Below are 19,750 nucleotides of genomic sequence, written 5' to 3' on the forward strand. Positions count from 1 at the left end.
GACTATCTTAATGGGTGATTTAGCTGGCAGTATTGATTCCAATCCAAAACGTGCAAACCATAAAGAACCTTCAAATTTTCCAATCCATCTTGCAATATGGATGGGTTTTGGTTCTCCTATTGGGTTTTCTTCAATTGGGTTTTGGTCAAACCGTTGAGCGACCGGAATTTGCTTCTGGAAAATTGACCGAATCCTTCAATTTTGATGGGGCTTTAAGTGAAGATGATTGGAAAAATGCCCCTGTACTTACCAATTTAAGGACAACCGTTCCTGAGGAAGGGGGTATACCTTCACAATCCACTTTGGTCCAGGTTATAGCCGATGCCAGAACTGTGGTTATCGGAGTGACCTGCAATGATAGCAATCCGGAAGGCATTGTTCGCTTTTCCAAACTTCGTGATACCGATATTTCGGAAGAAGATCATGTGAAAGTGGTCATTGACCCTTTTTTAGACGGGCAATCGGGCTACATCTTTGCAGTGAATGCCCTGGGAGCACGTTATGATGCGCTGGTATCGGACCGTGGTGAAGATGAGAACGACGATTGGGATGCGGTTTGGGATGCTAAAACACAGATTACGGAAAAGGGTTGGACTCTCGAAATAGTGATTCCCATTCAAAGTATCGCGTTCAGAAAAGGCCTGTTCCAATGGGGATTCAATGTGGAACGACGAATACAGCGCAATCTGGAGACCATTCGCTGGTCCAACGTCAAACGCGATCAATGGATTGCCCAAACCAGTAGGGCAGGATTGGTTACCGGACTACCTGAATTTAATTATGGAATTGGCATTAACGTTCGTCCTTCCCTGATAGCCAACGCCAATCAGACAGGGCCAGATGGAGCCATGGTCCTGGATCCGGATATTAGTTTTGATGCCAATCAGCGTATAGGCCCGAACGTACTGGCTACATTTACGGTCAATACTGATTTTGGGGAGACTGAGGTGGATACCAGGCAAACCAATTTGACGAGATTCCCTTTATTCTTTCCGGAAAAGCGGACCTTTTTTCTGGAAGGCTCAGACATTTTTGAATTTGGGTTTGGCACCGGCACCAGTACGGTGCTTCCTTTTTTTAGTCGGCGAATTGGTTTGCGGGATAATGAGCAAATACCGGTGGTGGGTGGCACCAAGTTGAATGGTCGGATTGGAAAAACAGCCTTCGGAGGTTTGGGGATTCGAACGAATGACTTTGTATTGAACGATGAGAACTTTGAAGCCACCAATATGGGTGTCTTTAGAGTTCGCAGGAATGTGCTCAAAGAAAGCTCGTTTGGTTTTATTGGAACGGCGGGCGATCCCCTGGGTCGGGATGGCAGTTGGATGAGCGGGGCTGATTTCACCTTTCAGACCACAAGTTTTAAGGGTGACAAGAATTTTTTGGTCGGTGGATGGGCACTGTTTACAGACCGGGAAGACCTGACGGGCGACCGTTCGGCAGCCGGGTTTAAAATTGACTACCCCAACGACCGTTGGGATGTAGCCATGACCTATGCCCGAATAGGCGAACAATTTGATCCTTCTTTAGGTTTTGTACCCAGAAGGGGCGTAAATTTTTATCGCGTTGGGGGAACCTTTGCACCGAGGCCCAAAACCCCCTGGCTACGACAGATGTTCCATCAGTTTTTTGTGACCTATATCAATACGATTTCAGGTCCCTGGCAGTCTTACAGTGTGTTTACTGCTCCCATCAACTGGAGGCTTGAAAGCGGGGACCGGATTGAAGCCAACGTCAGGCCGGTTGGTGAAAATATATTGGAGCCCTTTGAAATTTCAGAGGGAGTTACCATCCCGGTAGGGGAGTATAACTTTATGCGCTATCGCCTTGAGGCTGAATTTGCCCGTAAACGCAGGGTAAGTGGTCAGGCAACCTGGTGGTTCGGAAGTTTTTACGATGGTAATTTGGATGAGTTTGAACTAACCCTCAATTGGAATCCCAGTGCCCTGCTTGCCTTCGAATTTAATGGTTTGCATAACAGGGCACGCTTACCTTTTGGAGATTTTGACCAGACCCTGGCCGGACTTCGGGTTCGCTTTAACGTGACCTCAAATTTGCAGATAAACAGTTATCTGCAATACGATACCGATAGTCGTATTTTAGGCCTAAATGCCCGAATTCATTGGATCTTCTCGCCCTTAGGCGACGTATTTTTGGTCTATAACCACAACACCATCAACAACATCAACCAGCCCTGGGAACTACAAAACCAACAGGTCCTGATTAAAGTGCGGTATAATTTTAGGTTGTGAGTGAAAAAACAGCTGCGTTCAAGAGCCTTTCGGCTGTCGCTCAAGGCAGGACCGGGGAGCATCAATGCCCAACCTGTAAGAATTAATTATCTCCTTCTAAGGTTTCGCTATTGCTCGTTTCATTATTAAAAGGTATGATTGTAGTCGGATTAAATTTTGAATACAAATCGGCGTCAAAAAAGCTGGCGGTGATTATTTCATCCTGCTTTATTACAATATCAATATCAGGAAATTCTACAACACTCTCATCTTCTTCATTTACCTCTGGATTTAGCTCTTCAGCATCACTTTCCGCATAATATTCTCGATAAACCTCCTGATAGTTGGTGGTAATGACGAACTTTTTGGTTTCCGATTCTCTATAACCACTTAAGACCGGGGTTAAGATGAAATAGTTGGTTTTACTTGGTGGTGATATATAATCAGTAAAACCAATGTAGACCTTATAATTCTTTAATGTAATTTGTATAAGGTCACCTGACGCCGCTGATTCGAGAAACAACTGTTCAAGTTCATTACCCTCTTCTAACACTGCCCTATCTATGGGATCTTGAATTGATGTAAAAGGCAGTAATATGTAGTCTATGATTAAATTGAGAATATGAGTACTGATAAAAGCGAATACAAAGGTAAATATGCTGGTCCATAAATATGGAACCTTAATTACAGGTATGGTGGTAAGGAACTCAGACAATGAGGCATAATCACACGGAAAATAATTTTGGAATATTGTACGAATGAACACTGCCAGAAAAAGGAGACCAATACCAAGCACTATGGAAAAAAGCAGCCTTTCCTGGGCGGTCTTCCTTTGAAAACGATATTTTAGATAAAGAAAGTTGGTAAGAATATAGTAGCCTCCTATTAATGGGAATATAAGGACATTATAAGGCATTTAGGCAGCTGAAGGAGATTGTTTAGGGTCACTTTTGAAGAGCTTTTCAATATTTTCGCGCACAGATTTGCGATTATAAAAAATGCTCTTTTTTACTTTAACCCCTCCCTTTTTGGTACCTCGAAGACCAGTGTCTTTGCCTTCTCTTTTAATTTTGGAGTTTGTGACTTTCATTAATCATATTCTTACTTGTAAAGATAAACAAATATTATACCGCTTCACCTTAAAACGTCAAATTGTAGGATATTTTTTACTTTTTAAATCGATAGGTTTTATAGGCTGTAGTTAAAATATGGATTTTTACCATAACCATTGAGGGATATGGAATATTCATTTAGGTTTCAATAATAGCTAAAGGGCCGTAATCATATCCGCTAAATTGATTTTCTTCAATTTTCAAATTGCCCAATTGCTACATTTCTTCATTTATACATTTTCCAATTAGTCCAAGACTTACTAAGTATCTCTTAATGGTTGATAGTTGATCCCTTCTTCGCCAAGGCTTCGAAGGGCAAAGAGTTGACAGTTGGCATAAACAATTCAGTGTACGGCGCATAGCGTATAGCCGAAGTACGATATACAATATTAGATATACGAAGTAGGATATTAGATATTCGATATCTGCTCTTAAATGTATTTAGGGACAATTCAAGAACTCGTCCGAACAATTTACCGTCTAGCAATCTAACTCTCTAACAATCCAATCCTCAATTCCTCAATTTCACGATTCCTCAGTTTTACATTTGTTGATCGTTGATCCCTTCTTCGCCAAGGCTTCGAAGGGCAAAGAGTTGACAGTTGGCATAAACAATTCAGTGTACGGCGCATAGCGTATAGCCCTCCTACGCTAAAGCTTCGGAGGATGAAACGTATAGCGGATATACGATGTACGATATTCGATATCTGCTCCGATTCACTTCCGGGTGAAGCGTTGTAAAGTATTTATTTTATAAACTGTATCTACACTCTTCATCCACTATTTTATCTTATCACATTAATTCTAAGTTAATTCCTACAAAATTTGATATATTTTAAGAAAAAATTCTTAAATTTTATTGCCTTTCCAATTCAGAGCCACTTACGGTTTTACTTCCGTTTTCGTGAGCTGTTAGTGATCGCTAAATAGTCTTAGCTAGCTTTCTTTTTTAAATAGGATTAAGAGTAATTCACAGTTTATCAAAGCAATAGTTATGAAATTTCAACTAATAGCACTGTTAAGCCTGGCCCTACTCCTTAAGGGCTGTAAGATTGGCCCCCTGACGATGAATGTCAGGTCGGTAACCATACCCGGGATCCTTGTAGAAAATTAAAAATCAACATAATATGAAAACAAAAGTTTTGTATACGATAAGTGCATGTATCATTCACTTTTGCGTATATGCACAGGAAAAACCAAACATCCTGATCATTTTCCCGGACGATGTTGGCTGGAGTAATGTTAGTGCGTATGGCAACGGAGTAATGGGGTATAATACCCCTAACATTGACCGTATAGCACAAGATGGGATAATGTTTACGGAGCATTATGCACAGCCGTCATGTACTGCAGGTCGTGCGGCACTAATTACAGGACAATATCCTATTCGAAGCGGTATGACAACCGTAGGTAGGCCTGGTGCGGCATTAGGATTGAAAAAGGACTCACCAACACTGGCAGAAGTTTTAAAAGAGCAGGGTTATGCAACAGGTCAGTTCGGAAAAAACCATCTGGGCGACCGTAACGAGCACCTTCCAACTGTCCATGGTTTTGATGAATTCTTTGGAAATCTATACCACCTCAATACACAAGAAGAATTCGAGCAGAAAGACTACCCTCAAGACCCTGAATATTTTAAGAGATACGGAACCCGTGGTGTGCTCCATACATGGGCAACTAGTGTTGATGATAAAACTGTAGATCCTAGATTTGGAAAAGTTGGCAAACAAAAAATTGAAGACACGGGCCAACTTACCAGGAAACGAATGGAGACGGCAGATGAAGAGTTTAAAGATGCCATGATGGACTTTATAAAAAAGGCCAAGAATGATAGTAAGCCATTTTTTGCCTGGTTTAATCCCAGTAGAATGCACATGTTTACCAGACTTAAATCCGAAAGTCGCTATTTGGCATTGCCCTATACAACTGAGCATGACTTTTATGGCAGTGGCCTAATTGAACATGATATGATGATTGGTGAGATTCTGGATGAACTGGAACAAATGGGGCTGTTAGAAAACACAATTGTAATATACTCAACGGATAACGGTCCTGAACATAGTGCCAGAACTCATGGTGGAACAACTCCATTTAGAGGAGAAAAAATGACAACCTATGAGGGAGGTGTACGGGTTCCGATGATGGTTATGTGGAAGAAAAAAATTAGAGGAGGCCGACGATTACAGGGAATACAAGCCCACATGGATATCTTTACCACCTTGGCAGCTACAGCCGGCGTTAAAGATGTAAAAGCGAAAATGCTTAAGGAAAGAAAGCAATATATTGATGGAGTCAATAATTTAGAGTATTGGTTAGGGAATCAGGAATATAGTAACCGAAACAATTTTATTTACTATCACGAGTCAGACATTAGAGCGGTCCGCATAAATCAATGGAAAATACATTTTGAAACTAGCGAAGATTATTATGCTCCTTATGTAAAACAAAAGTTTCCGGTGATGTATAATCTCCACTTTGATCCCTTTGAAAGTTTTGACAATATAACCGATAGATCTGATGTAATACAACGTAAACAGTTTCTGAATGAACCCATACAAGACCTATTGGTGGAACACATTAAGTCACTCGCGGAATATCCTCCAATACAGAAAGCCGCAACATTTGATTTTTCTAAACTAGTAGAACAGCTTCAACAAGGAAAGCAATAAATCAACTTGCTACTAGACTGATATACTACACGTTACGAACTTAAGTAATAGTTTATTTAAACGGACATAATCATTAACAATTGATCTTAAAATCAGCTGATGACCATATTCAGTTGTCAGCAAACCTAAAAAAAAGCATATGAAAAACTTAGGATTAACAATGCTCATATTTTGCTGTCTACTGAGTTGTCAAAACAACACCACAAGCCAAAATGAACAATACACACAAAAGGAATCGTCTCAGGATAATGAGGATGCCTATTCCACACCTACTGAAGATTTTTCAGTATCAGCACTAAAATATGGCTACACTGCCGAAAAGGCCTATGATATGAATCGCGCCTGGACCCTGCAAAAGTTTCTGGATATAACAGAAGCCGGGGCTTACTCCTATTTACATCTGGCTGAGTTTCTACCTCAAAATGTTATACTCCGGGATGGTGCGGTAGCCGAGTTGGAATACAATCTGTCATCCGAAATAGGAAAGATCGGGCTTGAAAACGAAAAGACCGGAAAAATGGTAACATTTGAGGGTATTACCACTTCAGAAAATTCACCCATACAAGGCGTAATGGTTTTAAAAGATGGACAGATAATCTACGAAAGCTATCCCGGAATGCGAAAATATGACAAACATGTATGGATGTCTAACGCCAAGGTTTTTGCAGGACTTCTGATAGCCCAGTTTGAAGAGGAAGGACTCATTGACGTACAAAGAACGGTGTCCAATTATGTTGCCGAAACCAAAGGAACCGCATGGGAGAACATTAAGGTGATTGATGTACTCAATATGCAGTCAGGCTTAGATCTGGAAGAAAATCCTGCGTCACGTAAGGGTGCAACGCCTTATGGGATTTTTGCTGCTTCAGAAGCGGGTGAGGCGGTACTTGATGGAAAAAAACTGACGCACAATGAGGCCTTGTTCCGAATACCGAAACTGCGTGAACCGGGAATGGCTTTCGAGTATTCTTCCGCCAATACACAAATGTTATGCCTTATCCTGGAGGCTGTGGGTAAGAAACGAATAAGTGAACTGATAACAGAAAGAATATGGATGCATGCCGGCATGACCGGAGACGCACTACTTGGGCTTAGTCCACAAGGGAATGGTGTTATCCATGGGCTGATTAGCTCCCGCCTGGACGATATGGCCAAATTCGGTTTGCTGTTCACACCCAGTTGGAACCTCATTTCTTCAAAACAGATAGTATCTCAAGCCGTACTTGAGAAGATGCAAACCATGGGTGTTAAGGAGAATTTTATGAAGGGGACCCTGGGACCAAGAATGGCTGAAGAGTTTAGGGAACAACCTGAATTTAATAGCTATCAGTGGGATGCGGTATTCGAGGATGGGGATTTATATAAAAGTGGAATGAATGGACAAGGTATTTATGTTTCACCGTCGCGAGATGTGGTGGTTGCTTGGTTTGCAACCGGGTTTACAGATATTCCAATGGAGGCTTACAGCAGGGCAATTGCAAAAAGTCTGTAAAACCAGATACAAATATCCGCTTAGAATGATTATAAGACCGGCATACTTTGACGTTACCGTCACTAAAGCTCAAAAATGGTTTATACAAAGACTTGATAATAACAGCAAGTTACTGTTTACAAGCCACCTTACATCCTTTTTTATTATGGACGCTGAAAACAAGCGCCTAGCAAAACACTCAGAAAGAATCACACAATAAAGAAAACGTAAAATGAGCAATCAACATATCGTACTGCAGGCCGCTGTCTATACCGCGCAACGAATTATAGCTGAACAGCCCAAAAATAGAGTATTTCATAACCTACACCACACCATAACGGTGTTGGAAGGTGCAGGAAAAATAGGTAGAGCTGAAAACTTAAAAGAAGTTGAATTGCAAATGGTTTTGCTTGCGGCGGTTTTCCACGATTTAGGGCATATAGAATGTTATAGCGGTCATGAGGAGGTAAGTAAGCGTCTGGCAAACGAATGGTTGACAGCACAAAATTATCCTGAAGAGAAAATCGCTATGATTTTGGGCTGTATCGGTGCCACCAGAATACCTCAAAATCCAAAAAATATCCTGGAGGAAGTGGTATGTGATGCAGACCTAATTCATTTATCTTTTGAGAGCTACCCGATATATCGGGAAATGCTGCGCTCTGAGTGGGAAAAAGAACTTGGATTAGTGTATACGGATGAGGAATGGATAGCGAACAACAATAAGTTTTTGATGGAACACAGCTACTTTACCGCCTATGGGAAAAATACTTTGGAACCAAAAAAGGTGAATGTTTCCAATATATATAGTTGATCCCTTCTTCGCCAAGGCTACGAAGGGCAAAGAGTTGACAGTTAGTAGGTAGGGGTAGGCAGTAGGCAAAACTGTCTGGTCGAGCGTCCGCCCGCGCCGGTACGGACGGGGAGTCGAGACCTGTCCAGGCAGTAAACGGTAAACAGTGAACAGTGAACAGTCCTCCGTCGCCTGCGGCTATGGAGGATACAACTTATAGCGGATATACGATGTACGATATACGATATTAGATATACGAAGTAGGATATTAGATATTCGATATCTGCTCTTAAATTTATTTAGGGACAATTCAAGAACTCGTCCGAACAATTTACCGTCCAGCGATCTAACCGTCTAACAATCCAATCTTCCAACCATCCAATCATCCAAAGGTCTAAAGATCTAACAATCCAGCCATCTAATCCTCAATTTCACAGTTTCACGATTCCTCAGTTTTACATTTATTGATCGTTAACAGTTGGCATAAACAATTCAGCGTACAGCGCATAGCGTATAGCCGAAGTACGATATACGATATTAGATATACGAAGTAGGATATTAGATATTCGATATCTGCTCTTAAATTTATTTAGGGACAATTCAAGAACTCGTCCGAACAATTTACCGTCCAGCGATCTAACCGTCTAACAATCCAATCGTCCAACCATCTAATCATCCAAAGGTCTAAAGATCTAACAATCCAGCCATCTAATCCTCAATTTCACAGTTTCACGATTCCTCAGTTTTACATTTGTTGATAGTTGATCCCTTCTTCGCCAAGGCTACGAAGGGCAAAGAGTTGATAGCCGGCATAAACATTTCAGCGTACAGCTCATAGCGTATAGCCGAAGTACGATATACGATATTAGATATACGAAGTAGGATATTAGATATTCGATATCTGCTCTTAAATGTATTTAGGGACAATTCAAGAACTCGTCAAGTCATCCAACCGTCTATCCTTCTAACAATCCATACCTCCAAAGATCCGACTGGCCATTTTCAAATTTTCAAATCTTCAAATGGACAAATCATCATTCTGCTTTGAAATTGCAGTACCAACGGCTAACTTAATTTTGGGGTGGGGTTTAGACCCCAGTTTTTAGGAGGTAGATGGCGCTTCTTCTTCGCTAAACTACAGAGGACGAGATCAGTGGGCAGTGGGCAGTTGGCAGTGGACAGTAAACAGTAATCAGTGAACAGTAAACAGTAAACAGTAAACAGAAGTCGGTCCCTCACTAAAATGTCCAAAGATCTAACCGTCTAACAGTTTAACCATCTAAACCTCCAACCATCCAACAGTCTAAACATCTAAAAGTCCAACAATCTATCCGTCTAATTTTCCAATTCCTCAATTTCACGATTCCTCAGTTTTACAATCATTGTACCCCTCTCAATGGGATTTTTACCATACCTTTTAACCTCTAGGTAAGAAATATTATTTTTATGATATATCAATAAGCTTATGTGGAGTTTTCCGGGTATGCGATAGTTAACACCAATCAATTCAAAATCAGATAAAAATGAAAGTTACAGCCGAAAAAAATGAAAAGGTTGCCAATTTGATATTTGCATCCATTTATCCACTTTACCTGAATAGATTGGAGAAAAATGGTAGAACAAAAGAAGAACTCAACCAGGTAATTAAATGGTTCACCGGTTATGACCAAGATGCTTTACAAGCGCTTATTGATGAAAAGGCATCTTTTAGAACATTTTTTCAGAACGCTAAAATACATCCGAACGCACACATGATCAAAGGAGTCGTTTGTGGTTATCGGATTGAAGAAATAGAGGATGAATTTGAATTGTATAAACAATGCAGACAGATGGAAAAGCTGATCGATGAATTGGCAAGAGGTCGTAAAATGGAGAAAATTCTGCGTGAAGAAAAAAAGTAGAAACTGTTGCTACCAAAATCTATACTGCATTCCCGCCTGCCGGACGGGCAGGAAAACGCCTTTTATGCTAAACGAATTCCTTGGATCTTCTCGCCATTAGGCGATATATTTTTTGGTCTATAACCACAACACCCTCAACAACATCAACCAGCCCTGGGAGCCACAGAAACAACAGGTTTTGATTAAAGTCCGGTATAATTTTAGGTTGTGAATTAAAGCTATTGCTGTAGGATGCTTTTTTTGAAAGGCTCGGTTTCAGGGGATCAGGGGTTTTTCGGTTAGCACCTACTCAAGCGAGCTGTGTAAACCTTCTAATTTATTTGCTACGGAAGGTGATAAAAAGTTACTGCTACTAGGATCATTATACTACGCTCAGTCAGGGTGGCTACATAGTTTATTATATACAATACTTGTGCAGACCATGGTATGAATCTATGAAAGATTCGGAATATATTCGGTTAAAACTCTAGAAAGACAAGGTGGATACATACTTACGTCACAGAAAACTCCTTCAAGAAGTTTGATTATTTAGTACCTTAGCTATAGGTGGTATATGGTGAATGCTGTGCCTTATTCAGTTGAAGCCTGCAAATTAAAATAAATATATGTCATTAATTGAAAGCTATTTAATTACAACTAAGAATCTCAATGCCATAATTGACACCGTGGTTAATGCTCAGGCACCCGACAAATTTACAATTGCATTTTTGGAACAATTAGGTTTCAAAAGCACAAATGACCGACTTTACCTGAAACTTTTTAAGGACCTAGGATTGTTAGATGGTAACGGAGTTCCTACTGAGAAGTATTTCGCATTTATTGACCAGACTAGAACAAAAACAGTATTAGCTGAGTGCATACAAGACGCTTATTCAGACCTATTCCAACTTAACAAAAATGCACAAAAAATGACAAAGAGCGAGGTCAAGAACAAGATGAAAACTATCTTTCAAGGAAAGAAAACTGACAACGTCCTTGACTTAATGGCAAAAACATTTAAGGAATTGTGCAACATAGCCGATTTTTCAAATACTGGAATAACCAGGGTTGAGCCACAGGAATATGAAACTCAAGAAGAACCAGAATATGATGAAACAAAACAGCTGGGGGAGATAATCAATAAAAAGATTACCACAGAAATGCATTATAATATTCAAATTCATCTTCCAGAAACAAAGGATATAGCTGTTTTTGACGCAATTTTTAAAGCTCTAAAGGAACACTTATTGTGAATTCGGACCCCTTATATTCATTCGTTTTCAAGGGTATATTGACCAAACAAGCTTTGGAAGCAACTGAGGCTACAGGGAGAAAGTCTTTTGCCAAAGTTGATGAAGAACAAATAAATAGCCTTTTGTGCATCGATGAATTACCCCAAGAATTAGTCGCAAACTCTAAAAAGATGTCTTATGTATATACTTCAATATGTGCTTTTGAAAACAGTATTCGTGAATTTGTGACTCAAAAGCTCTTAGAAGAAAAAGGTGCGGATTGGTGGGAGCAATGTGTTCCAAACAAGGTAAGAGAAAGGGCTGAAACAAGGAAGGAAGAAGAGGACAAAATTCGTTGGCATACGCAAAGAGGGGACAATTTTATAAATTATACGGAATTTGGCGATTTAATTTCTATTATGCGCGGTGACAATTGGGAGTATTTCGAACCCCACATAGTATCATTAGAATGGGCTCAACAAATTATAAAAGCGCTTGAAAGGTCAAGAAATGTCATAATGCATAGTGGAGAATTATCGGAACAAGATTTGGCTAGAATTGGAACTTTAATAAGGGATTGGATAAGGCAGGTTGGAATATGATGTAATGGCCATATCTAATTGCTACTTCTTACAACTCTAATCGGCATTTTCAGATTTTTTCTTATGCTTCAGATATTGATTCGAAGTCTGAAATATATCATTATAATATTGTTAGAATGAGACGTATTAAACACAGCAGCCGCTATAATTAGTGTTTGACCATTATGAAAACTGAAAAATTACAACCTTAAAATGCTTGGATTTCGAATTTTGCTAATACTAACGGATTTATCAAATCATATTGATATTAGAGTCTTTAGGTAACTATATTCTCCACGAAATAGATAATCGAAAATGACTTTATGTGTATCATGGTTAAGGAAAGTCTCTTCTCAGGTCGAAGAGCTGGTAATTGCAACCGATAGTCGGTTGAGATCAGTTGGTGCGTGGGATGCCAATCCGAAAATTTTTCCATTGCCCAGAGAGGACAGCTTCATCACTTTTGCTGGAGATACCCATTATGCGTATCCAATGATTACTCAATTGATCAATGCAATAAATAATCATCCACGTTCACAAAAGCGATTTCAAGATCTAGCCTTCTTCAAGGGATTTGTACTCAGATGTTTTAATGACTTGTTAGAATTTCGAAGTGAACTTATGGAAGATTATAAAATTCCAGATGCTCAATTTATCTTGGGAGGATATTCTTGGAAATATTCTAGATATTTCATCTGGACTATTCATTTCGTTAATAGTCAAAATGCTTTCACATATAGACCGGCCAGCTTTTGGAGGGGAATAGAAGGTGAACGCAAAGTAATGTTCATAGGTAATTATGTCGATGAGGCAAAAGAAAAACTTATTAATATCCTGAGGCTTAGAGACAAGCTAACATCTGGAGGACTTGATTACGAACCTTTTGAAGTTCTTTGCGAAATGCTCAAAGGTGACAATACTGGAAGAGATATTGGTGGATCACCACAGATGGTAAAGGTGTATCGTCATATAAACGTTGTTCCTTTTGCTGTTAAATGGAACATTAATGGTCAACAACGAATAACACTATTTGGTAGACCTCTTCAAGCAAGCGAGAAAATCAACCATCCACTAATTGACCCAACAACGATGAAGATTACCAATTATGGACAGATTGGAACAAATAGCTAAATGAGTCAGTTAAACGCAATATGTCAAATTCCTTAAAGAAGCAATTTGAAGATAAAGTCCAAAAAAACCGGATTGCAGATATGGAAAGGCCTGGAATCAGAGGTTATGCCTTTGAGTTTTGATCGAATTCTGCTAGATATAATCCTAATTTGTTCATGAATTTTAAGATAATCCAAATGCACGAGGACTGGAGGGCTTCAGATATTCTGAAGACAACCCCAGTCCACAAGCTTCTCAAAAACTCCATAACTTGTAACCATCCAAAAAGACCATCCCAATACGCTGTAATCAATTGAGCAAGAATCGGGTTTTAAGGGCAATAGCATCCCTCTACATTTGTCCTATAAAATCAAAGAATATGAAAACGCAGCAACAAATTAATTATGATAGGATAGCGGACGCTATCAATTATATCAAGGAGAATTTTAAGGAGCAACCCTCCTTAAGCGACATTGCCGAAAGTGTACACCTGAGTCCGTATCACTTTCAAAGACTGTTTAGCGATTGGGCAGGGGTAAGCCCAAAGAAATTCATGCAATACATCAGCGTGGAATACGCCAAACAATTGTTGAAAGAAAAACAGGCTACCTTGTTTGACACGGCCCTGGAGACCGGCCTGTCTGGTACAGGAAGATTACACGATCTCTTTATCAATATTGAGGGTATGACCCCAGGCGAATTTAAAAATGGAGGGGAAAGCCTGGCTATCAATTACAGTTTTGCCGAAAGCCCTTTCGGTAACCTCATCGTTGCCTCAACACCCAAAGGGATCTGCCATATGGCCTTCAATGATGACGAAACAAAAGGCCTGGCCGATCTAAAAGTCCGTTTTGCCAATGCCTCTTACAAACAGGTTGTGGATAAACTACAGCAGGATGCGCTTTTTATATTTCAGAACGACTGGAGTAAACTAAACCAGATAAAACTGCATCTGAACGCCACCCCTTTTCAACTAAAGGTTTGGCAGGCTCTACTGAAAATACCGCAAGGTTCCCTGACAACTTATGGAAATATTGCTAAGGAAATATCGGCACCAAACGCCTCAAGGGCTGTTGGTACAGCCGTGGGCAGTAATCCGGTCGCGTTCCTGATACCCTGTCATCGCGTGATACAGGCCTCCGGAAACATAGGTGGATATGCCTGGGGTAACACCAGAAAAACGGCGATGATAGGCTGGGAAGCAGCCCAGTAAGCCATTCCACCAACAGATTTCTAATTATTGAAAATAGAGCTATGACTCTACAGGCGAAGCCATGGCTGTTGGTGAAATCAAAAATCCTTTAATCCACTATAAACTAAAAACACAGCATTATGGAAAAAAAGACGTTCATCCTGATCCACGGATCCTGGCACAGCGCCTGGAACTGGCACAAAGTGAGCCCAATATTGGAAAAACAAGGTCATACTGTCCACGCGATAGACCTTCCCGGTATGGGCAGGGACAAAACCCCAATAGGGGAGGTGACCTTTAGCAAAACCGTTCAAAAATTGTGTGATCTAATCGATAGTATCGATGGTAAGGTCATCCTGGTTGGGCATAGTAAAAATGGCATTATGATCTCACAGGCGGCTGAATTCCGACCTGAAAAGATCGAAAAGCTGATCTATCTGGCCGCTTATCTCATTCCGAACGGAAAAACCCAAAAAGAGTACTCCGTTCAGGACACCGAAGGATGGCTAAAAGGTTATGTGGATATTCATGAGGAAAGCAAATCGCATACCCTGCGAACTGAGATCTTTAAGGAAGGCCTGTACCACGACTGTGATGATGACATTACCGAAATGGCCAAAGTGATCCTGAGCCATGAGCCCATAGAATCAGGGACGGTGGCTTTACAATTGTCGAAGGAGCATTACGGCAGTGTTCCAAGATATTACATTGAATGTACCGATGACAGGGCGGTGACGCCTTTCATCCAACAAAAAATGTATGCGGAAACCCCGTGCAGAAAGGTCTATAAATTGAATGCCAGCCATTCCCCATTCTTTAGTAAACCAAATGAGCTTGTAGACATATTTACAGAAATTGCCCAATTGAATTAAAGGGAACAACGGAAAAGCAAAAACTATGATTAGAGATAAAATAAAAGCATTGGATTGGAATGTTATCACTGAAGAACTGCATTCCAAAGGGTATTGTAGAGTCCCAAAAGTTTTAAACAGCGCACAATGTGAGGAAATTATCAAGTACTATGACCAATCTGAGCTGTTTAGAAAAACTGTGGTAATGGAAAGGCATCGCTTTGGAAAAGGGGAATACAAATATTTTGATTACCCACTTCCGAAAATCATTCAGGACTTGCGCGTCTCACTGTATCCCGGGCTAAGTACTATTGCCAATGACTGGATGAAAGCCCTGAAAATTGAAGTGGAGTACCCGAATTCCCATCAGGAATTGCAGCGAAAATGCGCGGAAAACGATCAAAACAAACCTACGCCTCTATTACTAAAATATGAAGAGGGCGGCTTTAATACTTTACACCAGGATCTGTATGGGGAAGTGTATTTTCCAATACAGGCCGTTTTTTGCCTGACAGAACCAGGAGAGGATTATACCGGAGGGGAATTTGTGTTGACCCAACAAGTACCCCGGGCACAATCCAAGGCCAATGTATTAAACCCACAAAAGGGCGATATGGTACTTTTTGCCACCAACTTCAGGCCGATTAAAGGAAGCAGAGGCTATTATCGCGCAAATATGAAACACGGTGTAAGCGAGGTACATCTGGGCAACCGTTGGACCATGGGTATTATCTTCCACGATGCAACTACTTAGATGATGATTGCCCATTCTGAATTGAGCCCGCAACTGCTTCGGGAAAAAATAAAGGAAGGATCGATCACCTTAGGGGGTAATCGAAAGCTGAAGATCTATGGCAGACTCCGTTGTAAATCAGGAAAAAGAATGAAAGAGGTGAACCGGGTCTTTTTTTCAAATGAAAAGCAGGCAAAGGAGATGGGGTACAGGCCCTGTGGTCATTGTATGCGACGGGAATACAGTCGATGGAAAGAGGAAAATATAACCTAATGATTTTACCAAAAGGAATTTTCCAGCATAGAAATCAGGGACATGCCGGCAGCTGCTCCTGAAATGAACAAATTCCACTCCCGGTGTTTTACTTTTAAGACATGGAGAAAGAGGAAAGCGATCCCGACAACAAAAAAGACAATCAAGAGTTGCCCAAGTTCTATACCGATATTAAAGCCTAACAAGGGGATCACAATATCCGACGGATCCATGATCAGCGCTTTGAAGTAGTTGGAAAAGTCCATACCATGGATCATTCCAAAGAATAGTGCCATAGCGTAATTCCGTTTCATTTTTATGGAATTTCCGGTTTCAAGCTTGCCAATAACGTTATGGAGAGCAGTTAAAAATATGGTCAGGGGTATAAGGAATTTGATGATGTTGGATGGGATAGAAAAGATATCCAGGGACACCAAAATCAGGGTTACGCTATGGCCGATGGTGAATGCAGTAACCAAAATGAGGATCTTCCGCCAGTTTTCAATCCGATACACAGCGCATAGTACTACCAGGAAGAGGATGTGGTCATAGCCTGCCACGTTCGCGATGTGCTCAAACCCCAGTTTTAGGTAAAATTCAAATGGATGCATACTAGAATTTGAGTTTGTGGACCGGAGTTTTTTTATTGAGCATCATGCTTTTATTTTTTCCGTTTACGTGTACATAAACGATGTTGTTTTGATCAAAGAACAGATCCGTAAAAACCGCGTTTTTGATTTCCAGGGAGCTCAAGGGTGCGGGATGCCTGTAGTCAAAGTACACCCACAGGGCGGTATTTTCTCCTTCTCCGCTCAGTTTTTTACGCTTTATCTTCAGCTCAACCTTTTTTCCATTTGCCTTTACATAGAAAAACTGGTTGACATATTCCATGAGCATTTTATTCGCTTTGGCCGGTTCGTTTGGCTGACAAAAGGCGAGCTCCTTGCTGTAGGGGTCAAATACAATGGCTTCGTTGACATCCGTTAGGAATAGTTTGAGGTTAATGGAGAGTATTTGCTTGCCCGAGGAATATTCAATTTCGCATAAGGACAAGCGCAATGGATGAGTAGCTTCGGGCTTGGAAAAACCCAATGCAATCAAAATAAACAACCATTGCAACACCATCAAAAAATTAGATCAGCTTATCTTCTAAGACTGTATTTTCTCTGCTACAGCCTGAACTTCTTTAAAGACCCGGATCAGATTACCGCCCCAGATCTTCTCAATCTGTGCTTTGGTGTATCCGCGCCTTACCAGTTCAATAGTGATGTTCATTACCTCGCTGGCATCGAAAACCCCCTCAATTCCACCACCACCATCAAAATCACATCCTATTCCCACATGGTCTATTCCCGCTACCTCTACAATATGGTCAATATGATCTGCCACATGAGTAACCGTTGCAGGCGGGTTGGGGTATTTTTCATTCACTTGCTGAAAGGACTGGCGGAGCGCCGCTTTTTCTTCCTTTGTCATTTCACCAATGGGTTTCATGTTCGCCCGTAAGACCGCGATTGCGGAGTCCCGCTCCGCATTAGGCGGTGCTTCCCGAAGGTAATCTGCCAGCATGGTCAGCTGCACCACACCACCGTTTTCCGCCATGAGTTTAAGCATTTCGTCCGTCATGTTCCGTTGGTGATCCGTTACTGCCCTGGCATTGGAATGGCTGGCAATTATAGGTGCCTTGGAAAGGGCAATTGCATCGTAAAACAGGCTGTCATTACCATGGGATACATCAACCATAATACCCAAACGATTCATTTCTGCTACTACCTCCGCACCAAAGTCACTCAGGCCTCCGTGTTCTGCTCCATTCGTATCTGTAGCGGAATCCGCCAAGTCGTTGTTGGACGAATGGACCAGGGTGATATAGCGCACTCCTTTATTAAAATACAGCTCAACATTGGAAAGGTCGTCCCCGATGGGGTAGCCGTTTTCTATACCGATATAGATCGCCCGCTTGCCCTCTTTTTCCAGAGAATAGGCATCCTCTGGATTTAGCGCCAATCCCACTATGTCCGAGTTTCTTTCGGTTGAGGTTATTACGGAATCTATCATTTGCAGGCATAGCTCCTTTGCCCGGGTGTTTCCATCGTCATCTCTGATATCCTGTGCAACAAAGGCCGCGAAGAAGATGGCGTCCAGATCCCCTTCCTTCATACGGGGATAATCAACCTTAGATCCGGTTTCATTAGGATCATGGCGCTCCGCCATATCAAAGCCCGGTTCAATCATCCGCAAAGGAGTATCCGCATGGGTATCCAGTGTAAGGACTTCTTTGTGGATTGCAAGGGCCCTTTGTACCAATTCTTCTTCGGTTTCCGCATCGGCATCTGAGCTTGCGGATTTTTCTTTGCAACTGCTTATAAAGAGCACAAGCAGCAATAAAACCAGGTAATTTTGATGTAGTTTAAGCATGTTTTTAGTTTGATGTTTGCATTGATTTAAATATACAACAATAGAAACGTATGGAATCATACAAAATCCTCCGAAGAAAGCTCCTTAATGAGCTTATACATCATTTCCACTCCTTTTTCCAATTGTTCCTTAGCAATAAATTCATCAGCTCTGTGGGCTTGTGCAATGGAACCGGGACCGCAAATGGCCGAATTAAATCCTTCATTCGCAAATTGCCCTGCCTCTGCAGCATAAGAAACGGTATTCAACTTAGAATTTCCGGATATTCTTTTGATTAAATCGACTATGTCGTCGTCCGCCCTGGTATCCAAAAAGGGTACAGGTGGATGGTTTTCAACGGTTTTTATGGAAAAATCGGGAAAGATCTTTCGCAGTTCGGCTTCGCGCTGCCTGCAATAGGCTTCAAACTCTTCTACTATGCTCATAATATCATCCATGGGAATGGTTCGTAAATCCCAGAAAAAATGGGCTTTATCCGCAATGACATTTGGCGCAATCCCTCCTTGGACCAATCCAATATGAATGGATGAGTGGGGGGGATGGAAGCGCTCGTCCAAACGGCCATCAGCGATCAATTCGTTCATTTTGTTTTCCAGCCAGAGAATCAGTCGCATGGCTTCGTGGATGGCACTTACTTCCTGCTTTATTCGGCTACTGTGTCCGGCCGAACCGTTGACATAGGTCTCAAGAATATAGATGCTTTTCTGACCGACAATAGGCTCCATTAAGGATGGCTCGCCTATCAAAGCGTATTTAGGGGTCTCGCTGTAGTGGTCTTTGATGGCCCGTGCCAGTTCAGGAGCAGCCAAACACCCAATCTCTTCATCATAGGAAAAAGCAAAGTAAATCGGCTTTTTTAGATCAGCTTTAAGCATTTGAGGCAATGCGGCCAAACAACAGGCCAGGAATCCTTTCATATCACAGGATCCCCGTCCGTAAAGTTTTCCATCACCTTTATCCGTAAGGGTAAAGGGGTCCGTGGTCCAATCCTGACCTTCCACAGGTACCACATCCATATGCCCTGAAAGGATAACACCGCCATCTGCAGCAGGGCCTATCCGGCAATGCAATGAAGCTTTATTCCCTACTTCATTAGGTACCAAATTCACTTCAACTCCATGCGATTCCAAATAGTCTTTTATCCAATTCAGAATGCTCAAATTACTTTCACCTCCAAGGATGGGAAAAGACACTAGTTTTGCAAGGATATTCTCTACACTCATAA

At 41.3% G+C, this 19,750-nt stretch carries 17 protein-coding genes; 12 read left to right on the forward strand and 5 right to left on the reverse strand.

Going from position 1 to position 19,750, the window contains the following annotated elements:
* The first annotated feature begins 50 nt into the window (after nucleotides 1-50).
* Entirely contained in the window at nucleotides 51-2,252 is a 2,202-nt protein-coding gene (locus tag GTQ38_RS21190; protein WP_161436059.1) for a carbohydrate binding family 9 domain-containing protein, read from the forward strand.
* Nucleotides 2,253-2,334: 82 nt separating this feature from the next.
* Here the strand turns inward: GTQ38_RS21190 and GTQ38_RS13435 are convergent, their stop codons facing one another.
* Nucleotides 2,335-3,147 (reverse strand): hypothetical protein, encoded by an 813-nt coding sequence (locus GTQ38_RS13435; RefSeq protein WP_161436060.1) that lies wholly within the window; start codon nucleotides 3,145-3,147, stop codon nucleotides 2,335-2,337.
* A gap of 1,323 nt (nucleotides 3,148-4,470) precedes the next feature.
* Here GTQ38_RS13435 and GTQ38_RS13440 point away from each other — a divergent pair.
* From GTQ38_RS13440 to GTQ38_RS13490, 11 genes are all read left to right on the forward strand, one after another.
* Nucleotides 4,471-6,012 (forward strand): arylsulfatase, encoded by a 1,542-nt coding sequence (locus GTQ38_RS13440; protein WP_161436061.1) that lies wholly within the window; start codon nucleotides 4,471-4,473, stop codon nucleotides 6,010-6,012.
* 139 nt (nucleotides 6,013-6,151) lie between these two features.
* Nucleotides 6,152-7,504, forward strand: a complete 1,353-nt coding sequence (locus tag GTQ38_RS13445; RefSeq protein ID WP_161436062.1) for a serine hydrolase domain-containing protein — start codon at nucleotides 6,152-6,154, stop codon at nucleotides 7,502-7,504.
* Nucleotides 7,505-7,715: 211 nt separating this feature from the next.
* Nucleotides 7,716-8,297, forward strand: a complete 582-nt coding sequence (locus GTQ38_RS13450) for an HD domain-containing protein (protein ID WP_161436063.1) — start codon at nucleotides 7,716-7,718, stop codon at nucleotides 8,295-8,297.
* A gap of 1,502 nt (nucleotides 8,298-9,799) precedes the next feature.
* Nucleotides 9,800-10,177, forward strand: coding sequence for a DUF2200 domain-containing protein (locus GTQ38_RS13455; RefSeq protein WP_161436064.1), 378 nt, complete (start codon nucleotides 9,800-9,802; stop codon nucleotides 10,175-10,177).
* Between the two features lie 605 nt (nucleotides 10,178-10,782).
* Nucleotides 10,783-11,409, forward strand: coding sequence for a DUF5343 domain-containing protein (locus GTQ38_RS13460; RefSeq protein ID WP_161436065.1), 627 nt, complete (start codon nucleotides 10,783-10,785; stop codon nucleotides 11,407-11,409).
* A 53-nt stretch (nucleotides 11,410-11,462) separates the two neighbouring features.
* Entirely contained in the window at nucleotides 11,463-11,990 is a 528-nt protein-coding gene (locus GTQ38_RS13465; RefSeq protein ID WP_238857936.1) for a Swt1 family HEPN domain-containing protein, read from the forward strand.
* Between the two features lie 294 nt (nucleotides 11,991-12,284).
* Nucleotides 12,285-13,100 (forward strand): hypothetical protein, encoded by an 816-nt coding sequence (locus GTQ38_RS13470; protein WP_161436066.1) that lies wholly within the window; start codon nucleotides 12,285-12,287, stop codon nucleotides 13,098-13,100.
* Between the two features lie 358 nt (nucleotides 13,101-13,458).
* Entirely contained in the window at nucleotides 13,459-14,292 is an 834-nt protein-coding gene (locus GTQ38_RS13475) for a bifunctional helix-turn-helix domain-containing protein/methylated-DNA--[protein]-cysteine S-methyltransferase (RefSeq protein ID WP_161436067.1), read from the forward strand.
* A 119-nt stretch (nucleotides 14,293-14,411) separates the two neighbouring features.
* The gene (locus GTQ38_RS13480; protein WP_161436068.1) at nucleotides 14,412-15,143 is read left to right on the forward strand and encodes an alpha/beta fold hydrolase; all 732 of its coding nucleotides are present in this window, start codon (nucleotides 14,412-14,414) and stop codon (nucleotides 15,141-15,143) included.
* A 25-nt stretch (nucleotides 15,144-15,168) separates the two neighbouring features.
* Nucleotides 15,169-15,876, forward strand: a complete 708-nt coding sequence (locus GTQ38_RS13485; protein WP_161436069.1) for a 2OG-Fe(II) oxygenase — start codon at nucleotides 15,169-15,171, stop codon at nucleotides 15,874-15,876.
* Nucleotides 15,877-15,879: 3 nt separating this feature from the next.
* Nucleotides 15,880-16,128: an Ada metal-binding domain-containing protein gene (locus tag GTQ38_RS13490; RefSeq protein WP_161436384.1), complete on the forward strand. Its 249-nt coding sequence runs from the start codon at nucleotides 15,880-15,882 to the stop codon at nucleotides 16,126-16,128.
* A gap of 5 nt (nucleotides 16,129-16,133) precedes the next feature.
* Here GTQ38_RS13490 and GTQ38_RS13495 read toward each other — a convergent pair whose 3' ends face one another.
* The 4 genes from GTQ38_RS13495 to argE are packed head-to-tail and all read right to left on the reverse strand — an operon-like array spanning nucleotide 16,134 to nucleotide 19,748.
* Nucleotides 16,134-16,718: a HupE/UreJ family protein gene (locus GTQ38_RS13495; RefSeq protein ID WP_161436070.1), complete on the reverse strand. Its 585-nt coding sequence runs from the start codon at nucleotides 16,716-16,718 to the stop codon at nucleotides 16,134-16,136.
* 1 nt (nucleotide 16,719) lies between these two features.
* Nucleotides 16,720-17,199 carry a DUF6702 family protein gene (locus GTQ38_RS13500; protein ID WP_161436071.1) on the reverse strand — a complete coding sequence of 160 codons (480 nt, stop codon included), beginning with the start codon at nucleotides 17,197-17,199 and terminating at the stop codon, nucleotides 16,720-16,722.
* Nucleotides 17,200-17,256: 57 nt separating this feature from the next.
* Entirely contained in the window at nucleotides 17,257-18,525 is a 1,269-nt protein-coding gene (locus GTQ38_RS13505) for a dipeptidase (RefSeq protein ID WP_161436072.1), read from the reverse strand.
* Nucleotides 18,526-18,581: 56 nt separating this feature from the next.
* On the reverse strand, nucleotides 18,582-19,748 hold the full coding sequence (gene argE, locus GTQ38_RS13510) for an acetylornithine deacetylase (RefSeq protein WP_161436073.1): 1,167 nt from the start codon (nucleotides 19,746-19,748) through the stop codon (nucleotides 18,582-18,584).
* Nucleotides 19,749-19,750 lie beyond the last annotated feature (2 nt).

Origin of the sequence: Poritiphilus flavus, from assembly GCF_009901585.1 — a bacterium.
Taxonomy (GTDB): Bacteria; Bacteroidota; Bacteroidia; order Flavobacteriales; family Flavobacteriaceae; genus Poritiphilus; species Poritiphilus flavus.

Coding starts and splice junctions, on each gene's coding strand:
- GTQ38_RS13435 (WP_161436060.1), bottom strand. CDS start 3,147: ATGCCTTATAATGTCCTTATATTCCCATTAATAGGAGGCTACTATATT.
- GTQ38_RS13440 (WP_161436061.1), top strand. CDS start 4,471: ATGAAAACAAAAGTTTTGTATACGATAAGTGCATGTATCATTCACTTT.
- GTQ38_RS13445 (WP_161436062.1), top strand. CDS start 6,152: ATGAAAAACTTAGGATTAACAATGCTCATATTTTGCTGTCTACTGAGT.
- GTQ38_RS13450 (WP_161436063.1), top strand. CDS start 7,716: ATGAGCAATCAACATATCGTACTGCAGGCCGCTGTCTATACCGCGCAA.
- GTQ38_RS13455 (WP_161436064.1), top strand. CDS start 9,800: ATGAAAGTTACAGCCGAAAAAAATGAAAAGGTTGCCAATTTGATATTT.
- GTQ38_RS13460 (WP_161436065.1), top strand. CDS start 10,783: ATGTCATTAATTGAAAGCTATTTAATTACAACTAAGAATCTCAATGCC.
- GTQ38_RS13470 (WP_161436066.1), top strand. CDS start 12,285: ATGACTTTATGTGTATCATGGTTAAGGAAAGTCTCTTCTCAGGTCGAA.
- GTQ38_RS13475 (WP_161436067.1), top strand. CDS start 13,459: ATGAAAACGCAGCAACAAATTAATTATGATAGGATAGCGGACGCTATC.
- GTQ38_RS13480 (WP_161436068.1), top strand. CDS start 14,412: ATGGAAAAAAAGACGTTCATCCTGATCCACGGATCCTGGCACAGCGCC.
- GTQ38_RS13485 (WP_161436069.1), top strand. CDS start 15,169: ATGATTAGAGATAAAATAAAAGCATTGGATTGGAATGTTATCACTGAA.
- GTQ38_RS13490 (WP_161436384.1), top strand. CDS start 15,880: ATGATTGCCCATTCTGAATTGAGCCCGCAACTGCTTCGGGAAAAAATA.
- GTQ38_RS13495 (WP_161436070.1), bottom strand. CDS start 16,718: ATGCATCCATTTGAATTTTACCTAAAACTGGGGTTTGAGCACATCGCG.
- GTQ38_RS13505 (WP_161436072.1), bottom strand. CDS start 18,525: ATGCTTAAACTACATCAAAATTACCTGGTTTTATTGCTGCTTGTGCTC.
- argE (WP_161436073.1), bottom strand. CDS start 19,748: ATGAGTGTAGAGAATATCCTTGCAAAACTAGTGTCTTTTCCCATCCTT.